Annotated in this window: 16 protein-coding genes; 11 read left to right on the top strand and 5 right to left on the bottom strand. The window is 69.1% G+C overall.

Annotated features, from left to right (window positions below; all coding sequences use genetic code 11):
- Window positions 1-148 precede the first annotated feature (148 nt).
- Complete coding sequence (locus tag M9945_RS13020; protein ID WP_367944954.1) at window positions 149-1,657, bottom strand: sigma-54-dependent transcriptional regulator; 1,509 nt, start codon at window positions 1,655-1,657, stop codon at window positions 149-151.
- Between the two features lie 174 nt (window positions 1,658-1,831).
- Here M9945_RS13020 and M9945_RS13015 point away from each other — a divergent pair, with 174 nt between their 5' ends.
- The 8 genes from M9945_RS13015 (at window position 1,832) to M9945_RS12980 (ending at window position 10,703) form a co-directional block, all read left to right on the top strand.
- Window positions 1,832-3,658, top strand: coding sequence for a M3 family oligoendopeptidase (locus tag M9945_RS13015; protein WP_367945580.1), 1,827 nt, complete (start codon window positions 1,832-1,834; stop codon window positions 3,656-3,658).
- A gap of 9 nt (window positions 3,659-3,667) precedes the next feature.
- Entirely contained in the window at window positions 3,668-4,552 is an 885-nt protein-coding gene (locus tag M9945_RS13010) for a DUF3445 domain-containing protein (protein WP_367944953.1), read from the top strand.
- 80 nt (window positions 4,553-4,632) lie between these two features.
- Window positions 4,633-6,078 carry a homospermidine synthase gene (locus tag M9945_RS13005; protein WP_367944952.1) on the top strand — a complete coding sequence of 482 codons (1,446 nt, stop codon included), beginning with the start codon at window positions 4,633-4,635 and terminating at the stop codon, window positions 6,076-6,078.
- 95 nt (window positions 6,079-6,173) lie between these two features.
- The gene (locus M9945_RS13000) at window positions 6,174-6,581 is read left to right on the top strand and encodes a hypothetical protein (protein WP_367944951.1); all 408 of its coding nucleotides are present in this window, start codon (window positions 6,174-6,176) and stop codon (window positions 6,579-6,581) included.
- A 124-nt stretch (window positions 6,582-6,705) separates the two neighbouring features.
- Entirely contained in the window at window positions 6,706-7,959 is a 1,254-nt protein-coding gene (locus M9945_RS12995; RefSeq protein WP_367944950.1) for a phenylacetate--CoA ligase family protein, read from the top strand.
- 104 nt (window positions 7,960-8,063) lie between these two features.
- On the top strand, window positions 8,064-9,137 hold the full coding sequence (gene hemH / locus M9945_RS12990) for a ferrochelatase (protein ID WP_367944949.1): 1,074 nt from the start codon (window positions 8,064-8,066) through the stop codon (window positions 9,135-9,137).
- Window positions 9,138-9,250: 113 nt separating this feature from the next.
- Window positions 9,251-10,213, top strand: coding sequence for an SPFH domain-containing protein (locus M9945_RS12985; protein WP_367930613.1), 963 nt, complete (start codon window positions 9,251-9,253; stop codon window positions 10,211-10,213).
- A 28-nt stretch (window positions 10,214-10,241) separates the two neighbouring features.
- Entirely contained in the window at window positions 10,242-10,703 is a 462-nt protein-coding gene (locus M9945_RS12980) for an NfeD family protein (RefSeq protein ID WP_367944948.1), read from the top strand.
- Between the two features lie 17 nt (window positions 10,704-10,720).
- Here M9945_RS12980 and M9945_RS12975 read toward each other — a convergent pair whose 3' ends face one another.
- The 3 genes from M9945_RS12975 to M9945_RS12965 are packed head-to-tail and all read right to left on the bottom strand — an operon-like array spanning window position 10,721 to window position 13,351.
- Complete coding sequence (locus M9945_RS12975) at window positions 10,721-11,365, bottom strand: FMN-binding negative transcriptional regulator (protein WP_367944947.1); 645 nt, start codon at window positions 11,363-11,365, stop codon at window positions 10,721-10,723.
- A gap of 13 nt (window positions 11,366-11,378) precedes the next feature.
- Window positions 11,379-12,332: an alpha/beta hydrolase fold domain-containing protein gene (locus M9945_RS12970; RefSeq protein WP_367944946.1), complete on the bottom strand. Its 954-nt coding sequence runs from the start codon at window positions 12,330-12,332 to the stop codon at window positions 11,379-11,381.
- Window positions 12,333-12,352: 20 nt separating this feature from the next.
- Window positions 12,353-13,351 carry an SIS domain-containing protein gene (locus tag M9945_RS12965; protein ID WP_367944945.1) on the bottom strand — a complete coding sequence of 333 codons (999 nt, stop codon included), beginning with the start codon at window positions 13,349-13,351 and terminating at the stop codon, window positions 12,353-12,355.
- 207 nt (window positions 13,352-13,558) lie between these two features.
- Here M9945_RS12965 and M9945_RS12960 point away from each other — a divergent pair, with 207 nt between their 5' ends.
- On the top strand, window positions 13,559-14,974 hold the full coding sequence (locus M9945_RS12960) for an outer membrane beta-barrel protein (RefSeq protein ID WP_367945579.1): 1,416 nt from the start codon (window positions 13,559-13,561) through the stop codon (window positions 14,972-14,974).
- A gap of 181 nt (window positions 14,975-15,155) precedes the next feature.
- Here M9945_RS12960 and galU read toward each other — a convergent pair whose 3' ends face one another.
- Window positions 15,156-16,037 (bottom strand): UTP--glucose-1-phosphate uridylyltransferase GalU, encoded by an 882-nt coding sequence (galU, locus tag M9945_RS12955; RefSeq protein ID WP_367944944.1) that lies wholly within the window; start codon window positions 16,035-16,037, stop codon window positions 15,156-15,158.
- A 204-nt stretch (window positions 16,038-16,241) separates the two neighbouring features.
- On the opposite strand from galU, the gene M9945_RS12950 reads away from it, so the two are divergent.
- Together M9945_RS12950 and M9945_RS12945 are read left to right on the top strand one after the other, a co-directional pair.
- Window positions 16,242-17,462 carry a lytic murein transglycosylase gene (locus M9945_RS12950; protein ID WP_367944943.1) on the top strand — a complete coding sequence of 407 codons (1,221 nt, stop codon included), beginning with the start codon at window positions 16,242-16,244 and terminating at the stop codon, window positions 17,460-17,462.
- Window positions 17,463-17,482: 20 nt separating this feature from the next.
- A complete protein-coding gene (locus tag M9945_RS12945) occupies window positions 17,483-18,712 on the top strand; it encodes a DUF459 domain-containing protein (protein WP_367944942.1) in 1,230 nt (409 codons plus the stop codon).
- Window positions 18,713-18,775: the final 63 nt, after the last annotated feature.

Genomic DNA, 18,775 nt, shown 5'->3' with positions numbered 1-18,775 from the left:
GGAAAGCCCGAATATCGTCCCCAATGGTTAATCCCTGCTTATAGACCTAGGAATGCGTCCCGACCGTGGCAAGATCATGACGCGCCTGCGAAGCGGGACTATAGGGTAAACGAAAGGACAAGGACAGGCGCGCCGGCTTAAGGAAAGGCTAGAATGCCAACCTTTCCCCACGCTGGCGCTCCGGATCGATGCCCATTTCCTTGAGCTTGCGGTAAAGCGTCGAGCGGCCGATGCCGAGACGCCGGGCAACTTCGCTCATCTGGCCGTTGTAATGGTCGATGGCGAGGCGAATCATCTCGCCCTCGACATCGGCGAGCGCGCGCACGTCGCCGCGCTCGTCGAGCGCCCGCAGGACGCCCTCCGGCTCGTCGGGAAGCGCGAAATGCGGCATTGGAACGGCATTTTCATGCCGTCCGCCGCCGGCGAAGGCCGCCGGCTCCTCCCGCGCGTCGGGGCCGACGCGTCGCGTCTGCCCGCCGATCTGAGGGAACTCGTCCTCGGTCAGCACGTCGCCCTCGGCGAGGACCACAGCGCGAAAGATCGCGTTCTCGAGCTGGCGGATGTTGCCCGGCCAGTCATAGGCCTCGAGCATGGCGAGCGCGCGCGCCGACACGTCCCGGACGCGGGTGCCGGCGGCAGCCGAGCCCGCCCGCGCGATGAAATGCCGCACCAGCCGGGCGATGTCCTCGCGCCGCTCGCGCAGCGGCGGGACGTGGATCGGAAAGACGTTGAGGCGATAATAGAGATCCTCGCGGAACCGCCCCTCCCCGACCTGCCGCATCAGGTCGCGATGCGTCGCCGAGATCAGCCTGATGTCGACCTTGACCGTGGCGCGCGCGCCAACTGGGTCGACCTCGCCGTCCTGCACCGCGCGCAGCAGCTTGACCTGCACGTCGAGCGGCAGGTCGCCGATCTCGTCGAGGAACAGCGTCCCGCCGTCGGCCTCGACGAACTTGCCGACATGCTTCTCGCTCGCCCCGGTGAACGAGCCCTTCTCGTGGCCGAACAGGATGCTCTCGACGAGGTTTTCCGGGATCGCGCCGCAATTGACGGTGACGAACGGCTTGTCGGCGCGCGCGCCCATGCCCTGGATGGCGCGCGCGATCACCTCCTTGCCGACGCCCGATTCGCCCTCGATCATGATCGGGATGGTCGAGGACGCGGCCTTGCGCGCCAACGTCAGGACGCGCTCCATCGCCGGGCTGCCGGTGACGACGCCATCGAAGCCGCGCGTGGGCACACGGCCGCGCCGCGCCGCGCCTGTCGTCGCGCCGGTCTTCAGCTCCGCATATTTCAGCGCGTTGGCGAGCGCGGCGAGAAGCCGCTCGGGCGCGGCCGGCTTGACGACGAAGTCGAACGCGCCGGCGCGCATCGCCTGCACGGCGGCGTCGATGCTGCCGCGCGCGGTCTGGACGATGACGGGAATGTCTATGCCGCGGGCCCGCAGGCGCGACAGCACCTGAAGGCCGTCGACCTCCGGCATCATCAGGTCGAGGACGAGCGCGGAAATCCCGCCACCCTCGGGGCCTTCCAGAACGCCGAGCGCGGCCTCGCCGCCCTCGGCGCACACCGTCCGGTAACCTCCTTTGGAGATTGCGGCTTCGGCGAGACGGCGCTGGACGGGATCGTCATCGACGACAAGGACGTGGCATGGCATGGAAGTTTCGCAAAATCCCGTTAAGGTTGCCGGCGGGTCTGGTTCAACATGGCACACACGGCTAAACGGCCGCTCAACAAAGCCGGTAAACGAGAACTTTCGGTCTTGCTTAAAGATCGAATGAAACGAGAGACGAGAGACATGCTTCCTGCCGACGATCTGGCTTTCACCCCGATGCCCGTGCACGCCCCGGCGCAAGGTACGGCCGCACGGGAGGACAAGCAGGCCGAGCTGCCGGAATGGAACCTCGCCGACCTCTACGAGGGCATGGACGCGCCGGAGCTTGCGCGCGACCTCGACCGGGTCGCCGCCGACGCCATCAGCTTCGAGAGCGAATGGAAGGGTCGGCTGGAGGCGGCGGCGCGCAACCCCGCCTCGGGCGATCTCGGCCGCGCCCTGCGCGACTACGAGAAGATCGAGGAGCTGATGGGCAGGATCGGTTCCTATGCGGGCCTGCTCTATGCCGGCGACACCTCGAACCCGGTCCACGCCAAGTTCTACGGCGACGTCCAGCAGAAGCTGACCGACGCCAGCGCCCATCTCCTGTTCTTCACGCTGGAGATGAACCGGATCGACGACGCGCTGATCGACGACGCGCTCGACGCCGACCCGGTCTTCGGCCGCTACCGGCCGTGGGTGGTGGATCTGAGGCAGGACAAGCCCTACCAGCTCGAGGACCGGGTCGAGCAGCTTTTCCACGAGAAGTCGGTGACCGGCCGCGCGGCGTGGAACCGGCTGTTCGACGAGACGATGACGGGGCTGCGCTTCGACGTCGGCGGCGAGAGCCTCGCACTGGAGCCGACGCTCAACGGCCTTCAGGACGCGGACGGCGCGGTGCGCCGGCGCGCGGCCGAGGCGCTGGCCAAGACCTTCCGCGAGAACCTGCGCACCTTCGCCCTCATCACCAACACGCTGGCAAAGGACAAGGAGATATCCGACCGCTGGCGCGGCTTCTCCGACATCGCCGATTCGCGCCATCTGGCGAACCGGGTCGAGCGCGAGGTGGTCGATGCGCTGGCCGCCGCCGTCAAGGCCGCCTGCCCGCGCCTGTCGCACCGCTATTACGCCATGAAGGCGAAATGGCTCGGCATGGAGAAGCTGAACCACTGGGACCGCAACGCCCCCCTGCCCGAGACGCCGCAGGCGCGCATCGGCTGGGCCGAGGCGCGCGAGACGGTGCTCAGCGCCTATCACGACTTCGACCCGCGCATGGCCCAGATCGCCGGCCGCTTCTTCGAGCGTAGCTGGATCGACGCGCCGGTGCGCCCCGGCAAGTCGCCCGGCGCCTTCGCTCATCCCACCGTGCCGTCGGTCCATCCCTATGTGCTGCTCAACTATCAAGGCAAGCCACGCGACGTGATGACGCTGGCGCACGAGCTCGGCCATGGCGTGCATCAGGTCCTCGCCGGGCCGCAGGGCGCGCTGATGGCTTCCACCCCGCTGACGCTGGCCGAGACCGCCTCCGTCTTCGGCGAGATGCTGACCTTCCGCTCGCTGCTCGACCGCACTGCCGACAGGCGCGAGCGCAAGGCCATGCTCGCCCAGAAGGTCGAGGACATGATCAATACGGTCGTGCGCCAGATCGCCTTCTACGAGTTCGAGCGCAAGCTGCACACCGAGCGCCGCCAGGGCGAACTGACCGCCGAGCGCATCGGCGAATTGTGGCTTTCGGTGCAGGGCGACAGCCTCGGCCCGGCCATCGCGCTGCGCGAGGGCTACGAGACCTTCTGGACCTACATCCCTCACTTCATCCACTCGCCGTTCTACGTCTATGCCTACGCCTTCGGCGACTGCCTGGTGAACTCGCTCTACGCCGTCTACCAGCAGGCCGAATCCGGCTTCCAAGACCGCTATTTCGCCATGCTGGAAGCGGGCGGCACCAAGCACCATTCCGAGCTTCTCGCCCCCTTCGGCCTCGACGCCTCCGACCCGGAATTCTGGGGCAAGGGCCTGAAGGTCATCGAAAGCCTGATCGATGAGCTGGAAGCGATGGAGGCGTGAGCGGGCCGCATGAGCGAAGCCGGTCTTGCCCGCACGCCCTATGACGGCTCGGCGACACCGTTCACCATCGGCCTGAAGCCGCTCGACCTTGCCGGATGGCTGGAGATCGACGCGCTCCGCGCGCCCTATCTCGCAGAGAAGCGGCGGCTGTTCGCCGAGCGCCCCGGCGACGTGTTCGCGCAGGAGGCCGGCACGGACGACGCCCAGCGAGAGGTGCTGGACCTCATTCGCGACTATCTCGAAACCCGCGCGCCCGATCTGTCCCGGCCCGAGGCGCGCGCGGGCGAGCCGGCCCTGAAGGCCGCCTCGCTGGCGGTGCAGGAAGACCTCGTGCTGATGCGGCGGGGACCGGAGGGCTGGCGGCTCGCCGCCGCCTCGCTGTGCTTTCCCTCGTCCTGGTCGCTGGCGGAAAAGTTCGCCCGGCCGCTGCGCGACATCCACATCCCCGTTCCCGGCTTCGGCCCCGGCACGCGCAACGAGGCGCTGATCGAGCGCATCTTCGACAATCTCGCCGTCGAGCGCCCGGTCGAGCGGGCCAACTGGTCGCTCCAGAACAACCCGGCGCTCTACCACCCGCTTTCCGCGCTGGAGCGCGGCATCCGCGCCGGCGCCGAGCCGACCCGCTTCGACCCGGCCGCGCCCGCGGCGTCCGCCTTCATCCGCGTCGAGCGCCAGACGCTGCGCCGCCTGCCGCGCTCGGGCGACATCCTCTTCACCATCCGCATCCATCTCGACCCGATGGGAAAGCTGCGCGCCCACCCCGACGGCGCGCGTCTCGCAAGCGCCTTCGCGGCGCAGCTCGAGGCCCTCGGCGACAGCGAGATCGCCTATAAGGGGCTCGCCGCCGACCGCGATCTCCTCGTCGCCGCGCTGCGGGAAATGGCTGCCCTTTAGCCAGCAAATTGTTGATTCAGGCTGCCGATTGTGGTTTAGCGCCGCCTCCACCCCGGTTTTCGACGCATGCGGAGCCTGACATGGCCGACACCGCCTTTCCCGTTTACGGGGAGATCACCGGCCCGATCGTGATGATCGGCTTCGGCTCCATCGGACGCGGCGGGCTGCCGCTGATCGAGCGCCATTTCCGCTTCGACCGCGCGCGCCTCGTCGTCGTCGATCCGCGCCCGGAGAACCGCGCCTTCGTCGAGGAGCGCGGCTATCGCTTCGTCGAGGCGCATGTGACGCGGGACAATTATCGCGAGCTGCTGACGCCGCTGCTGACCGAGGGCGACGGACAGGGTTTCTGCGTCAACCTGTCGGTCGACACCGGCTCGCTCGACCTGATGCGGCTGACCCGCGAACTCGGCGTCCTCTACATCGACACCGTGGTCGAGCCGTGGCTCGGCTTCTATTTCGACGACGAGGCCGACAATGCGAGCCGCACCAACTATGCGCTGCGCGAGACCGTGCTGCGCGAGAAGCGCGACAATCCCGGCGGCGTGACCGCGGTCTCCTGCTGCGGGGCCAATCCCGGCATGGTGTCGTGGTTCGTCAAGCAGGCGCTGGTCGACCTCGCCGCCGGGCTCGGCCTCGCCGTCGACGAGCCCGCGCCGCACGACCGCGAGGGCTGGGCGCGGCTGATGCGGGCCGCCGGCGTCAAGGGCGTCCACGTCGCCGAGCGCGACACCCAGCGGGCGAAACTGCCGAAGCCGTTCAACACTTTCTGGAACACATGGTCGGTCGAGGGCTTCATCGCCGAGGGCCTCCAGCCGGCCGAGCTCGGCTGGGGCACGCACGAGACGTGGCTGCCGGCCAACGCCCGCCACCACAAGAAGGGCTGCGGCGCGGCGATCTTCCTCGAACAGCCGGGCGCGAACACGCGGGTGCGCACATGGTGCCCGACGCCGGGGCCGCAATACGGCTTCCTGGTGACGCATAACGAGGCGATCTCGATCGCCGACTTTTTCACCGTGCGCGGCGAGGACGGGGCGGTCCTCTACCGGCCGACCTGCCACTACGCCTATCACCCCTGCAACGACGCGGTGCTGTCGCTGCACGAGATGTTCGGCGCGGCCGGCAGGGCGCAGCCGGAGCAGCACGTGCTGGAGGAGGACGAACTCATCGACGGCGCCGACGAGCTCGGCGTCCTCCTCTACGGCCACGGCCGCAACGCCTACTGGTACGGCTCGCAGCTCTCGCTCGAAGCGGCGCGCCGGCTCGCGCCGTTCCAGAACGCGACCGGCCTTCAGGTCACCTCGGCCGTCGTCGCCGGCATGGTCTGGGCGCTGGAGAACCCCGAGGCCGGCATCGTCGACACCGACTGGATGGACCACCGCCGCTGCCTCGAGGTGCAGGCGCCCTATCTCGGCCCGCTTCGCGGCGTCTACACCGACTGGACGCCGCTCGAGGGGCGGCCGGGCCTTTTCGCCGAGGACATCGACACGGACGATCCCTGGCAGTTCCGCAACATTCTTGTTCGTTGAGCGTTAAGCTTTGCCGGCATCGGCCGCGCAATCTTGCATTCGCCGGGAAAACCGGCGATCTAGAAAACAGTCGTACCGAAACGAGGACCATCGGCATGATGAATGCGGGCAAAATTCGCGCGGCCGGCGCTATCGCCGTCGCTCTTGCTCTGGCGGGCTGCCAGGGCGTCGGCGCTCCGCCGCGCTCCGGCGGGCCGATCGCCAGCGCGCCGCCCCCGAGCAGCCATTTCGACGGCGACTGGATGAGCACGGACGGGGTCGCCATCTCGCGCTTCACCAACGGCCGTTTCGAGACGCTGGCCACCGACACCGGCAACAAGCTGGCGGAAGGCAACTACACCCAGACCGGGCCGTCCGCCGTCTCCATCTCCGTCACCTCCCTGATCCGCCAGACGACGACGCAGGTGAACTGCGCCATGGTCACGCAGACGCAGCTCAACTGCACCAGCTCGGCCGGCTCGCAATTCTCGCTGGTCCGGCGCGGCGGCGGCCGCATCTCCTGACCCGGCGCGCAGCACCCCGAAGGCTTGCGCGCAGGCTGCCCGGCCTGCGATAAGAGGCCATTAGAAGCCGTTAAGGCTCAAGCGCGGAACGACGGGGCGCCAAGCGGGCGACGGGGGAGGAACGATGACCGGCTTTTTCGATGATCTCGAACGGCGCGCGCCGCAGGAGCGCGAGGCCGACTTCTTCGCGCGCCTCCCCGCTTTCCTCGCCGCCGCCGTTGCCGAAACGCCGGGCCTTGAGGCGTGGCTGGACGGCGTCGATCTCGCCGGCCTCACCTCGCGGCAGGCGCTGGCGCGGCTTCCCGTGCTGCGCAAGGCCGAGCTGATGGAGATGCAGGCGAAGAACCCGCCCTTCGGCGGCTTCGCCGGCGCGGCCCACATCCATGGCGGCCGCATCTTCATGTCGCCCGGCCCGATCTGGGAGCCGCAGGGCCTCGCCGCCGACCCGGCGCAGGCCGCGCGCGCCTTCTTCGCCGCCGGCGTCAGGCCGGGCGCCGTCGTCCATAACGCCTTTTCCTATCACATGACGCCGGGCGGCTTCATGCTCGACCACGGCGCGCGGGCGCTGGGCTGCGCCGTGTTCCCGGCCGGCACCGGCAACACCGAGATGCAGGTCGAGGCGGCCGCGGCATTGAGGCCCACCGTCTATGCCGGCACGCCCGATTTCCTCAAGGTCATCCTCGACCGGGGCGAGGAGATGGGAAAGGACCTGTCCTCGATCCGCCACGGGCTGGTCTCCGGCGGGGCGCTGTTTCCCTCGCTGCGCGCCGAATATTTCGCCCGCGGCGTCAAGGTCTACCAGTGCTACGCCACAGCCGAGTTCGGCATCATCGCCTATGAGAGCGCGGGCGAGGACGGCGCGCCCAATCCCGGCCTCATCGTCAACGAGAACCTGATCCTCGAGATCGTCCGCCCCGGCACCGGCGACCCCGTGCCCGAGGGCGAGGTCGGCGAGGTGGTCGTCACCAGCCTGAACCCGGCCTATCCTATGGTCCGGCTCGGCACCGGCGACCTTTCCGCCATCCTGCCGGGCCTGTCGCCCTGCGGACGCACCGCGCCGCGCATCAAGGGCTGGATGGGCCGCGCCGACCAGCGCACCAAGGTCAAGGGCATGTTCGTCGACCCCAGGCACGTGGCCGAGATCGTGGCCCGCCATGCCGGCGTGGCGCGGGCCCGCCTCGTCGTCAGCCGCGACGGCGCGCGCGACGCCATGGCGCTGCATGTCGAGCCGGCGGACGGCGCGACGCCCGACGCCGCCGCCATCGCGGCCTCGCTGCGCGAGATCACCAAGCTCGGCGGCGCGGTGCATCTGGCCGCGCCGGGCTCGTTGCCCAATGACGGAAAAGTCATCGCCGACGAGCGCGATTACGCCGGTTGACGGCCCGAATGACGGATTGAGCTGCGTCAAGGTGCCTCAACCCACGCACTTGTAAACATGGGAGCGACATCTAGTTTCCTGCCCTGAGCCAAGGAGCCGCTGGCATGAACTTCCACGCCCCCATCGACCAGGACCGAGCCTCAGCAGTGACCCTATCGCCCACCATTCCGGCAGGCCGCCCGCACAGCAAGACGGGGCGCATCGGCGTCCTCCTTTCCAATCTCGGCACGCCGGACGCGACCGACACCCGCTCGATCCGCCGCTATCTCGCCGAATTCCTGTCCGACGCCCGGGTGATCGAGCTGCCGAAATGGAAGTGGTATCCGATCCTCTACGGCATCGTCTTGAACACCCGCCCGCAGAAGACCGGGGCCAACTACAAGACGATCTGGAACACGGAAAAAGACGAATCGCCGATGCGCACTATCTGCAACGCGCAGACCGCGGCGCTGGCGCAGGCCTTTGCCGACGAGCCGCGCGTCGCGGTGGAGCTCGGTATGCGCTACGGCAACCCCTCCATCGAAAGCGCGCTTGAGAAGCTGGTCGCCCAGGGCTGCGACCGCATCGTCTTCTTCCCGCTCTACCCGCAATATTCGGCGACGACGACGGCCACCGCCAACGACCAGCTTTTCCGCGCGCTGATGAAGCTGCGCGACCAGCCCGCCGTGCGCACGGTCCCCGTCTATTACGACGAGCCGGCCTATATCGAGGCGCTGGCGAGCTCGATCGAGGATCATCTTTCGACGCTCGACTTCGAGCCGGACGTGGTGCTCGCCTCCTATCACGGCATCCCGAAGCGCTATGCCGAGAACGGCGACCCCTATCCGCAGCACTGCCACGAGACCACGCGCCTGCTGCGCGCGCGGCTCGGCTGGGACGACAAGCGCCTCCTGACTACCTTCCAGTCGCTGTTCGGCAAGGAGGAGTGGATCAGGCCCTACACGGACGAGACCGTCCGGCGGCTGGCCGGCGAAGGCGTCAGGCGCATCGCCATCGTCAATCCCGGCTTCTCGGCCGACTGCATCGAGACGCTGGAGGAGATCGACGGCGAGGTGCGCGAGATCTTCATCCATGCCGGCGGGGAGAAATTCTCCCACATCCCCTGCCTCAACGACCGCGAGGACGGCATGGCGATGATCGAGGACATCGTCCGGCGCGAGATCAAGGGCTGGCTCTGAACGCCCGCCCGGTCATTGTAACGCCGCAGAATCCCGAATAAACCTTGGCCGGGCGCGTCCGGCGCCCGCGCCGGCGCGGCCTCGTGCCGGATCGGCAACCCATGGAGGCCCCGATGCTGTTTTCCGGCCTGGACGTTCTCATCCCCGTTCTCATCCTTCTCGTCCTGCTTCTCATCTTCGCCGGCATCAAGACCGTGCCGCAGGGCTTCAACTACACGGTCGAGCGGTTCGGCCGCTACACGCGGACGCTGACGCCGGGCCTCAACATCATCGTGCCGTTCATCGACCGGCTCGGCGCCAAGATGAACATGATGGAGCAGGTGCTCGACGTCCCGACGCAGGAGGTCATCACCAAGGACAACGCCATCGTCTCGGTCGACGGCGTCGCCTTCTATCAGGTGCTGAACGCGCCGCAGGCCGCCTATCAGGTCGCCGGCCTGCAGAACGCCATCCTCAACCTGACCATGACCAACATCCGCTCGGTAATGGGCTCGATGGACCTCGACGAGCTTCTGTCCAACCGCGACGCCATCAACGACCGGCTGCTGCACATCGTCGACGAGGCGGCCGGCCCGTGGGGCATCAAGGTCACGCGCGTCGAGATCAAGGACATCAACCCGCCGGCCAATCTCGTCGACTCGATGGCCCGCCAGATGATGGCCGAGCGCAACAAGCGCGCGCAGATCCTCGAGGCCGAGGGCCTGAAGCAGGCGCAGGTGCTGGAAGCCGAAGGGCGCCGCGAAGCCGCTTTCCGCGACGCCGAGGCGCGCGAACGCCTTGCCGAGGCCGAGGCGCGCGCCACGCAGGTAGTCTCCGAAGCGATCGCCAAGGGCGACGTGCAGGCGGTGAACTACTTCGTCGCCCAGAAATACACCGAGGCGCTGGCCAAGATCGGCTCGTCCAGCAACAACAAGGTGGTGCTGATGCCGATGGAGGCCTCCTCGCTGATCGGCTCGCTCGGCGGCATCGGCGCGATTGCCAAGGAAGTGTTCGGCAACGAGCAGCCGGTGCAGCGCCAGCAGCGGCCGCAGCACACCGCGGCGCGCCCGCCGCTCACCGGCCCCGAGCAGCAATAACGTGCGTTGACGGTGGGAGGATAGCGCCATGGTCGTTCAATGGTTCGCCGGTTTCGGCGCGTGGAACTGGATGATCCTCGGCACGGTGCTGCTGGCGCTGGAGATATTGACGCCCGGCGTCTACCTGCTGTGGCTCGGCATCGCCGCGATCCTCACCGGCCTCCTCTCCTTCGCGCTGTGGGAGGCGGGATTCTGGGTCTGGCAGGTGCAGATCCTCGTCTTCCTCGCCTTGTCCATGGTCTCGGTTCTGGCCGGGCGCAGGGCGTTCCCCACCACCGGCACCGCCGATACCGACCAGCCGCTGCTCAACCAGCGCGAGCTCCAGCTCGTCGGCCGCACCGCGACGCTGGAGGAGCCGATCGTCGAAGGCAGGGGCCGCGTGCGGCTGGGCGACACGCTGTGGCGCGTCAGTGGGCCGGACCTGCCGGCCGGGGCGCGGGTGCGGGTGGTGACCGCCGGGAGCGGCGAGCTGGGCGTCGAGCAGGCGTGAGCAGCACGGAAGGGCGGCTAGTCCCGTCCTTCGTTCTCGCGCCGCATCGCCGCCGCCAGCGAAGGATCGACGCCGTCCTCCAGCCTGTCGATGGCCGCGCGCGTGTCGCGCCACGGCTCGTCCTGCCCCATCTTGAACTTGGCTTCGAGGCGCTCGATGGGCATGCGGAAGCCGAGCACGTTGGGAAGCCGCCGCTTCATGCCGCCCGGCCCGAGCTCCTTCAGGTGCCAGCGCTCGCCGCGGCCGGCTTCGAGGTGCTCGACGCAGTCGCGGATGTGCCGCGCCGTCTCGCGCACGTCCAGAACCTGCGGCCGGCCGTGGCAGTGGACGGTGGCGAAATTCCATGTCGGCGCATTGTCGCGGTCGGTGTTCTCGCGCTCGATCCGGCGCGGATACCACGACGACGAGATATAGCACTGATCGCCCATGAAGATCGCCACCGTCGGCAGGCCTCGGCCGATCAGGGCGCAATGCGGGTTGGCGGCGGCGAGATGCGAGACCAGCGCCCCGTTTCCTCCCTCGCCCCGCTCCAGCATGAAGATCGGGTGGGAGACGACCGGCCCCTCCGGCCCCGCTGTCACCAGCGTGCCGAACACCGCCTGCTCGATCAGGCGAAAGGCGGCCTCGGGGTCGGCGGGGGTGAATTCCGGCTTGGTGTACATGAAGGCGCTCCCCTCACCCGCGCAGCCGGGCCCGAAGCCAGCGCGCCGTCTCGGCGATCGCCCGGCGGCTGATTTCGGCCACCGACATCGCCTCGAGGAAGCCGTGCGTCGTGCCGGGATAGACCGTCGCCTCGACCACGACGCCTGCTGCGGCAAGCGCCTCGGCCATCGCCACGTTCTCGTCGTGGAGCGGGTCGAGTTCGGTGATCGCGAGGAAGGCGGGCGGCAATCCGTCCAGCCGGGCACGCAGCGGCCGGGCGAGGGAATTATTCCGTGCCCCGTCCGCCGGCAGATGGTCGCGCCAGAACCCGCGCATCTCCGCCGCCGAGAGCGTATATTCGCCGCCGCCGTAGCGGGCGTAGGACGGTCGCGAAAAATCGTCGTCGAAGACGCCATAGTTCAGCACCAGCCCCGACAGGAGCCCGCCCTCGCCCGCGTCGCGCAGCATGAGCGCGGTGGCAGCGGAAACATGCGCGCCGGCCGAATCGCCGCCCAGCGCAAGGCGCGCGCCGTCGACGCCGACGTCACCGCCATGCCGCGCCAGCCAGCGCACCACCGCCGCCGTCTCCTCGATGGCGCGCGGAAACCGCGCCTCCGGCGACAGCGAATAATCGACGCCGACGACCGCGACGCCGGCCGCCGCCGCATATTCGCGCATCAGCCGGTCGTGGGTATCGAGGCTGAAGATCGTCCAGCCGCCGCCATGGACATAGACCAGCGCCGGGAGCGGCCGCGCGGTCGAGGGATGATGGATGCGGATGCGCACCCCGCCGCCGGCGAACGGCGCGACGGTTTCGCGCGTCCCGGCCATCGCCGGCCCGCCCTTCGTCCACGGCGCGCGCACATCCTCTGCCACCGCCCGCGCCTCGGCCGGCGACAGCGTGTCGAACGGCGGGTGCCGGCCATAGGCGGCGGCGACGCCGTCGATGAAGAGCAGGAGCTCGGGGTCTATCAGGGAATCCGCCATGCCGCTCCCCTTGCGCGGCGTCAGGCCGCGCCGATGCGCAGGAGGTCGTGCAGGTGGACGACGCCGACCGGCCTTTCCTCCTCCACCACCATGACGACGGTGATCGCCGAGGCGTTGACGAGCTGCAGCGCCGCCGCCGCCAGCATGTCGGCCGCCACGGTCTTCGGGCTCCGCGTCATCACCTCGTCGACCGTCTTCGACAAAAGGTCCGGGCCCATGTGGCGGCGCAGGTCGCCGTCGGTAACGATGCCTTCGAGCAGGCCCCGCTCGGACACAACCGCGACGCAGCCGAAGCCCTTGCGCGAGATCTCCAGCACCGCCTCGCGCATGCTGGCGCCGGCGGCGACGAGCGGCAGCCGCTCGCCCGTGTGCATGATCTCGCTGACCTTGGTCAGGCTCGCGCCCAGCTTGCCGCCGGGGTGGAAGGTGCGGAACTGGTCGGGCGTGAAGCCCCGCGCCTCGAGCAGCGCCACCGCCAGCGCATCGCCGACCACGAGCTGCATCAGCGTCGAGGTGGTGGGCGCAAGGCCGTGCGGGCAGGCCTCGGCCGCGCGCGGCAGGCCGATGACGACGCTCGCCTCGCGCCCCAGCGCCGAATCGAGGCCGGAGGTGATGGCGATCAGCGGGATGGCGAAGCGGCGCGCATAGGCGACGATCCCCTTCAGCTCGGTCGTCTCGCCGGACCACGAAAGGGCGATGATGGCGTCGTCCGGCGCGATCATGCCGAGATCGCCGTGATTGGCCTCGGCCGGATGGACGAAGAAGGCCGGCGTTCCGGTCGAGGCCAGCGTCGCCGCCACCTTCGAGCCGATATGCCCGCTCTTGCCGACGCCGGTGACGATGACGCGGCCGGTGATGCGGCTGACGATGTCGACGGCGGCGGCGAAGGGCTCGGCCAGCCCGTTCTCCAGCGCGGAGGCCAGCGCGGCAAGCCCGCTCGCCTCGGTGGCGACGGTGCGCAGCGCCGAGGCGGCGGCGGCGTTCCTGTCCACGGGGGTATCGATTGCTTTTCTCGGCATGGCTAGCGCTTATCGCTTCGGCCCCTGCTTGTCCATCGCGCGCGAAAGCGCGCATCGCGAAACCGCGCGCGAAAGCGCGCCTTGGGGAAACGCTCCGTTAACCATCGCCATTTACGGTTCGGTAAGCATCGCGCCCCGTGCGCCTTCGATCGGGCAACCATGACCTCTCGCCGAACGGGAAGACCAGGCATTCCGGCATTCTTGAGCGTGCTCGCGCTGGCCTGCGCGTGCCTCGCGGCTGCGCCCGCGCGCGCGCAGGACGCCGCCGGCCTGCGCGGCACGATGCCGGTGGAGGAGGAGGACCAGCCCGTCACCGATCTCTGGCGGGATGCTGCCGATGCCGCCGCGCCGACGCCGCGCCCGCGGGGACGAGCCGGCGACCCTGCCGCCGAGCTGCCCGACGAGGAGGACACCACCGGGCGCGCCATCCGCACCGACCGCGACAACCTGCGCGTCGGCGCGATCGAGGGCCGCGAGACCTTCGACGAGGGCGACCCTTTCGCCCCGCTCGGCATCCGCGCCGGCACCTTCATTCTGCGCCCGCAGCTGGAGCAGGGAATCGGCTGGACCTCCAACTCGGCCACCGCCGCCGGCGGCCGGCCCTCGACCTTCTCTGAAACCCGGCTGCGGCTCGACGCGGATTCGGACTGGTCGCGCCATCGCGCCTCTTTCTCCGTCGACGGCTCCTACCGCCGGTCGATTTCCGGCGAACGGATAGACGAGGTCGACGGCCGCGCCACCGGCCGCATCGATTTCGATCTTGCCAACGAGCTCGCCGCCTTCGTCGCCGGCGGCTACCGCGTCAACCCGGAATCGGCCTCGACGCCCGGCGCGATCGCGGCCGCCGTGGAGCGGCCGCTGCGCCATACGTTCGACGCCAGCGCCGGCGTGTCGAAGGATACCGGGCCGCTGCGCTTCGGTCTCACCGGCGCGCTGATGCGCCAGACCTTCGACGACGCGGAGCTGGCCGACGGCTCGGTCGTCTCGCAGCGCGAGCGCGATTCGACCCTCGCGACCGCGACGCTGCGCGCCGGCTATGCGCTGTCGCCGGCGCTCGCGCCCTTCGTCGAGGCGGAGATAGGCCGCCGCTTCTACGACCATGAGCGCGACAGCGCAGGCTATGCCCGCTCGGCCGACCACTACGCCCTGCGCGCCGGCGTCGAGCTCGACCTCGGCGAGAAGCTGAACGGCGAGATCGCCGCCGGCTGGCTGACGGAGCGGCCGGATGATTCGCGCCTTTCCGACATTTCCGGCCTGTCGCTCGCGGGCAATCTCAGGTGGTCGCCGGTGCGCGGCACCACCGTCGCGCTCTCGGCCAGCACCGCCGTCGAGGGCTCGACCACGCCCGGCGACAGCGGCTCGCTGCTTCACTCGGGCAACCTCTCCGTCGAGCGCGAGCTGCGCGCCAACCTGACCGGGCGCGCCGCGGCCGGGCTCGACTGGCGCGACTATTCCGGCGGCGGGCACGACATCGTCATGCGCGGCGAGGCCGGCCTGACCTGGTGGATGAACCGCAATGCCGGCATCACCGCCCGCGCCCGCCATGAGGTGCAGGAAAGTACCCTCGCCGGCCGTGACTGGGACGCGACCAGCGTCTGGCTCGGCATGACGCTGCGGCGCTGATCCGGAAAGGCCGGCGCAGACCCCTCACCGGCTCGCTGCGCTCGCCACCTCTCCCCAGAGGGGAGAGGAAAATCGCTGCCGCCATGCCATCGTTCGTCCAGCTTGGGCTTTTCCTCTCCCCTCTGGGGAGAGGTGGCCCGAAGGGTCGGTGAGGGGTCGGCACCGCCCCCGGCCGGATGGGCTATCCGCGCGATGCCCCCGACAGCCGCGCCATCACGTTCTCGACCACCTCGCGCAGCTCCGGCCGCCGGAGCGCGAAGGCGAGGTTGGCCTCGACGAAGCCTTCGGGCGAGCCGCAATCGTAGGTGTCGCCGCGATAGTGGAATCCGAACATCTTCTGGCTGTCGCCCAGCCGTATCATCGCGTCGGTCAACTGGATCTCGCCGCCCGCGCCGCGCTCCTGGTTCTCGAGGATGGCGAAGATCTCGGGCTGGAGGATGTAGCGGCCGTTGATGTAGAGATTCGACGGCGCCGTGCCCTTCGCCGGCTTCTCGACCATCGCGGTGATCTCGAAGCCTTCGCCGACTTCGGCGCCCTTGGCGACGATGCCGTATTTGTGCGCCTCGGCCGGGTCGCATTCCTGCACCGCCACGACGTTGCCGCCGCTCTTGTCGTAAAGATCGACCATGCCCTTCAGGCAGCTTTCCTGCGAATGCATGATCATGTCCGGCAGGAGCAGCGCGAACGGCTCGTCGCCGACCAGCTCGCGCGCGCACCAGACGGCGTGGCCGAGGCCGAGAGGCTCCTGCTGGCGGGTGAAGCTGGTCTGCCCCGGCACCGGCTGGAGCGCGCGCAGCCGCTCGAGCTGCTCGTCCTTCCCACGCTCGGCGAGCGTGTTGTAGAGCTCGAACTGGATGTCGAAATGGTCCTCGATCACCGCCTTGTTGCGGCCGGTGACGAAGATGAAATGCTCGATGCCGGCCTCGCGGGCCTCGTCGACCACGTACTGGATCACCGGCCTGTCCACCACCGTCAGCATCTCCTTCGGGATCGCCTTGGTGGCGGGCAGGAAGCGGGTGCCGAGGCCAGCGACGGGAAAGACGGCCTTTCTGACTTTACGCATCTTTATCGGGGTCTCGCAGTTTGAAAGGTGTTCGCCGGACATTTTCATGCCGAGATTGACGAATACCGAATCGGAACGATCACGATGGGGTGGATATGGGCGGAATTTGCCCGATTCCGGGCGATGCTACGGAACATGGTAAACCAAATCCTAACTCCGATGGCCGATGAATGGTTCCCTGTGCGTATGCAAAAGGAGACATCCATGACCGCTTACGGCTCGCGCCTTTCATCGCTCATCCGCGCGGCGGGGCTTGCCTTGGCTCTGGTCCTGCCTGCGGGCACGGCCCTTGCCGACGCCGGGTTCCAGCGCTGGGTCGCCGATTTCCGCGCCACCGCGGCGCAGAGCGGCATCAGCCGCGCCACCTATGACCGCGCCTTCCGCGGCGTCACCGCGCCCGACCCCGAAGTGCTGGAAAAGGCCCGCTACCAGCCCGAATTCACCGCCCCGGTGTGGGATTATTTCGACAACCGCGTAAACGAGGGCACCATCCGCACCGGCCGCGAGATGGCGCGCCAGTGGAAGCCGTGGCTCGACCGCATCGAGAGCACCTACGGCGTCGACCGCCACATCCTGCTCGCCATCTGGTCGATGGAATCGAGCTATGGCGAGGTGCTGAAGAACGACAAGGTGATGCGCAGCGTCGTCCGCTCGCTGGCGACGCTCGCCTATGCCGACAAGCGGCGGCAGAAGTTCGCCCGCCAGCAGCTGATCGCGGCGATGAAGATCCTGCAGAGCGGCGACATCGACGAAAGCCACCTCAAGGGCTCGTGGGCCGGCGCGATGGGCCACACCCAGTTCATCCCGACGAGCTACCTCGCCTATGCGGTCGATGCCGACGGCAACGGCAGGCGCGACATCTGGAACTCGGTTCCCGACGCGCTGGCCACCGCCGCCAACCTTCTGCGCAAGAACGGCTGGCAGAACGGCAAGACCTGGGGCTACGAAGTGTCGCTGCCTGCCGGAAGGAAATTCCCCTCCGGCTCGATGTCGCTGTCGAAATGGGACGGGATCGGCGTCCGGCGCGCGCGCGGAAAACCCTTCCCCTCGCCGGGCGACAGCGCCGAGCTGAAGGTGCTGGACGGGCGCGAAGGCCCGGCCTTCCTGATGATCAAGAACTTCCGCGTCCTCAAGGCTTACAACAATTCCGACCGCTACGCGCTCGCCGTCGGCCTGCTCGCCGACGAGATCGCCGGCTATGGCGGGCTGGTGCAGGACTGGAACCGGCCCTTCACCCGCCTCTCCTTCGCGGAGACGCAGGAATTGCAGAAGCGGCTTTCCGCCCACGGCTATTATGACGGCGAGATCGACGGCAAGATCGGCACGGGTTCCCGCGCCGCGATCAAGGCGCTACAACAGCGCCTCGGACTGTCGCAGGACGGCCACCCGAGCAGGGAGCTGCTCCTGAAGCTGCGCGGCCAGTAGAAGCATATGACGGAGCGGGCATGAAGGCTTTCACCGCGCCTTTGGGGCATTTCGGGCGCATCGTCTGCGCCGGGCTGCTGCTCGCCCTCGCCATGCCCTCGCCGGGCGGCGGCTTCGGCCCCGCCGGGGCCCATGCCCAGGAAAGCGGCGAGCGGCGCGGCGGCGGGCTCTTGCGCTTCCTGTTCCCCCGCGGCGAGAAGCAGGACCGTGCCGCACCCGTCGAGACCAAGCCGCGCCGGCCGGCGCAGCGGCGCACCGCCCCAGCGGCCCAGCAGCCGGCGGTTCCCACCGTGGCGAAGGCAGAGGACGCCCGGCGCGTCCTCGTCATCGGCGACTTCCTCGCCGGCGGCCTCGCCGACGGGCTGGCGAGCGCCTATGCGGAGAACGCCAATGTCCTCGTCGTCGGCCGCTCGAACGGCTCGTCCGGCCTCGTGCGCGACGACCACTACGACTGGCCGGGCAACATCGCTTCGGTCATCGAGGCCGAGAACCCGGCCGCCGTCATCGTGATGATCGGCTCCAACGACCGCCAGCAGATGCGCGTCGGCGACACCCGCGAGGCCCCGCGCTCGGACGCGTGGACCGCCGAGTACGAGCGTCGCGCGACGGCGCTGGTGAAGGCGATCCGCGACAGGAACCTGCCCCTGCTGTGGATCGGCAACCTGCCGTTCAAGTCGTCGGCGATGTCGTCGGACATGATCGCCTTCAACGACATCTATCGCCGCATCGTCACCGATGCCGGGGGCGAGTTCATCGATGTCTGGGACGGTTTCGTCGACGAGAGCGGCAGCTTCGTCGCCAAAGGGCCGGACATGAACGGCCAGCCCGCGCAGCTGCGCGCCGAGGACGGCATCAACGTCACCCGCGCCGGCCGACGCAAGATGGCGTTCTATGTCGAGAAGCCGCTCGCCCGCCTGCTCGACTTGAGAGATGCCGGCAGGCCGGATTCCCTCGCGCCCGAGCCCGGCCTCGTACCGGGTCCCGACGGCGCGCCCGCCGAGATCGACCGCACCCCGCCCCTCGCCATCGACGATCTCGGCGCGGAAGCAGGCTCGGGCCTCCTTGGCGCCGTCGTGGCGCCGCCGAACGGCGAGGCGAAGACCCCCGCCGAAAAGCTCGCCCGCGAGGGCATCGCGCCCGAGACGAGGCCCGGCCGCGCCGACGACTTCGTCGCCCGCAGGCCCGAGGCCGTGGTGCCGGCGGCCGCTGCCGCGCCCGCGCCGGAAACGACCGGCGCGCTGACGCGATAGGCCGCCGCCCCCTGAACGGGGCGAAACACTGCCGCAACCTCTCCGCCCCCCTTCTACCCGTTC

Source organism: Aquamicrobium sp. (genome assembly GCF_023954335.1).
Classification (GTDB): Bacteria; Pseudomonadota; Alphaproteobacteria; order Rhizobiales; family Rhizobiaceae; genus Aerobium.
Note: the sequence above shows the minus strand (reverse complement) of the source record. Positions and strands in the feature narration are given on the sequence as shown.

Bases quoted from the DNA above. Each gene is read 5' to 3' on its own strand.
- M9945_RS13020 (WP_367944954.1), bottom strand. From the start codon at position 1,657: ATGCCATGCCACGTCCTTGTCGTCGATGACGATCCCGTCCAGCGCCGT.
- M9945_RS13015 (WP_367945580.1), top strand. From the start codon at position 1,832: ATGCCCGTGCACGCCCCGGCGCAAGGTACGGCCGCACGGGAGGACAAG.
- M9945_RS13010 (WP_367944953.1), top strand. From the start codon at position 3,668: ATGAGCGAAGCCGGTCTTGCCCGCACGCCCTATGACGGCTCGGCGACA.
- M9945_RS13005 (WP_367944952.1), top strand. From the start codon at position 4,633: ATGGCCGACACCGCCTTTCCCGTTTACGGGGAGATCACCGGCCCGATC.
- M9945_RS13000 (WP_367944951.1), top strand. From the start codon at position 6,174: ATGATGAATGCGGGCAAAATTCGCGCGGCCGGCGCTATCGCCGTCGCT.
- M9945_RS12995 (WP_367944950.1), top strand. From the start codon at position 6,706: ATGACCGGCTTTTTCGATGATCTCGAACGGCGCGCGCCGCAGGAGCGC.
- hemH (WP_367944949.1), top strand. From the start codon at position 8,064: ATGAACTTCCACGCCCCCATCGACCAGGACCGAGCCTCAGCAGTGACC.
- M9945_RS12985 (WP_367930613.1), top strand. From the start codon at position 9,251: ATGCTGTTTTCCGGCCTGGACGTTCTCATCCCCGTTCTCATCCTTCTC.
- M9945_RS12980 (WP_367944948.1), top strand. From the start codon at position 10,242: ATGGTCGTTCAATGGTTCGCCGGTTTCGGCGCGTGGAACTGGATGATC.
- M9945_RS12975 (WP_367944947.1), bottom strand. From the start codon at position 11,365: ATGTACACCAAGCCGGAATTCACCCCCGCCGACCCCGAGGCCGCCTTT.
- M9945_RS12970 (WP_367944946.1), bottom strand. From the start codon at position 12,332: ATGGCGGATTCCCTGATAGACCCCGAGCTCCTGCTCTTCATCGACGGC.
- M9945_RS12965 (WP_367944945.1), bottom strand. From the start codon at position 13,351: ATGCCGAGAAAAGCAATCGATACCCCCGTGGACAGGAACGCCGCCGCC.
- galU (WP_367944944.1), bottom strand. From the start codon at position 16,037: ATGCGTAAAGTCAGAAAGGCCGTCTTTCCCGTCGCTGGCCTCGGCACC.
- M9945_RS12950 (WP_367944943.1), top strand. From the start codon at position 16,242: ATGACCGCTTACGGCTCGCGCCTTTCATCGCTCATCCGCGCGGCGGGG.
- M9945_RS12945 (WP_367944942.1), top strand. From the start codon at position 17,483: ATGAAGGCTTTCACCGCGCCTTTGGGGCATTTCGGGCGCATCGTCTGC.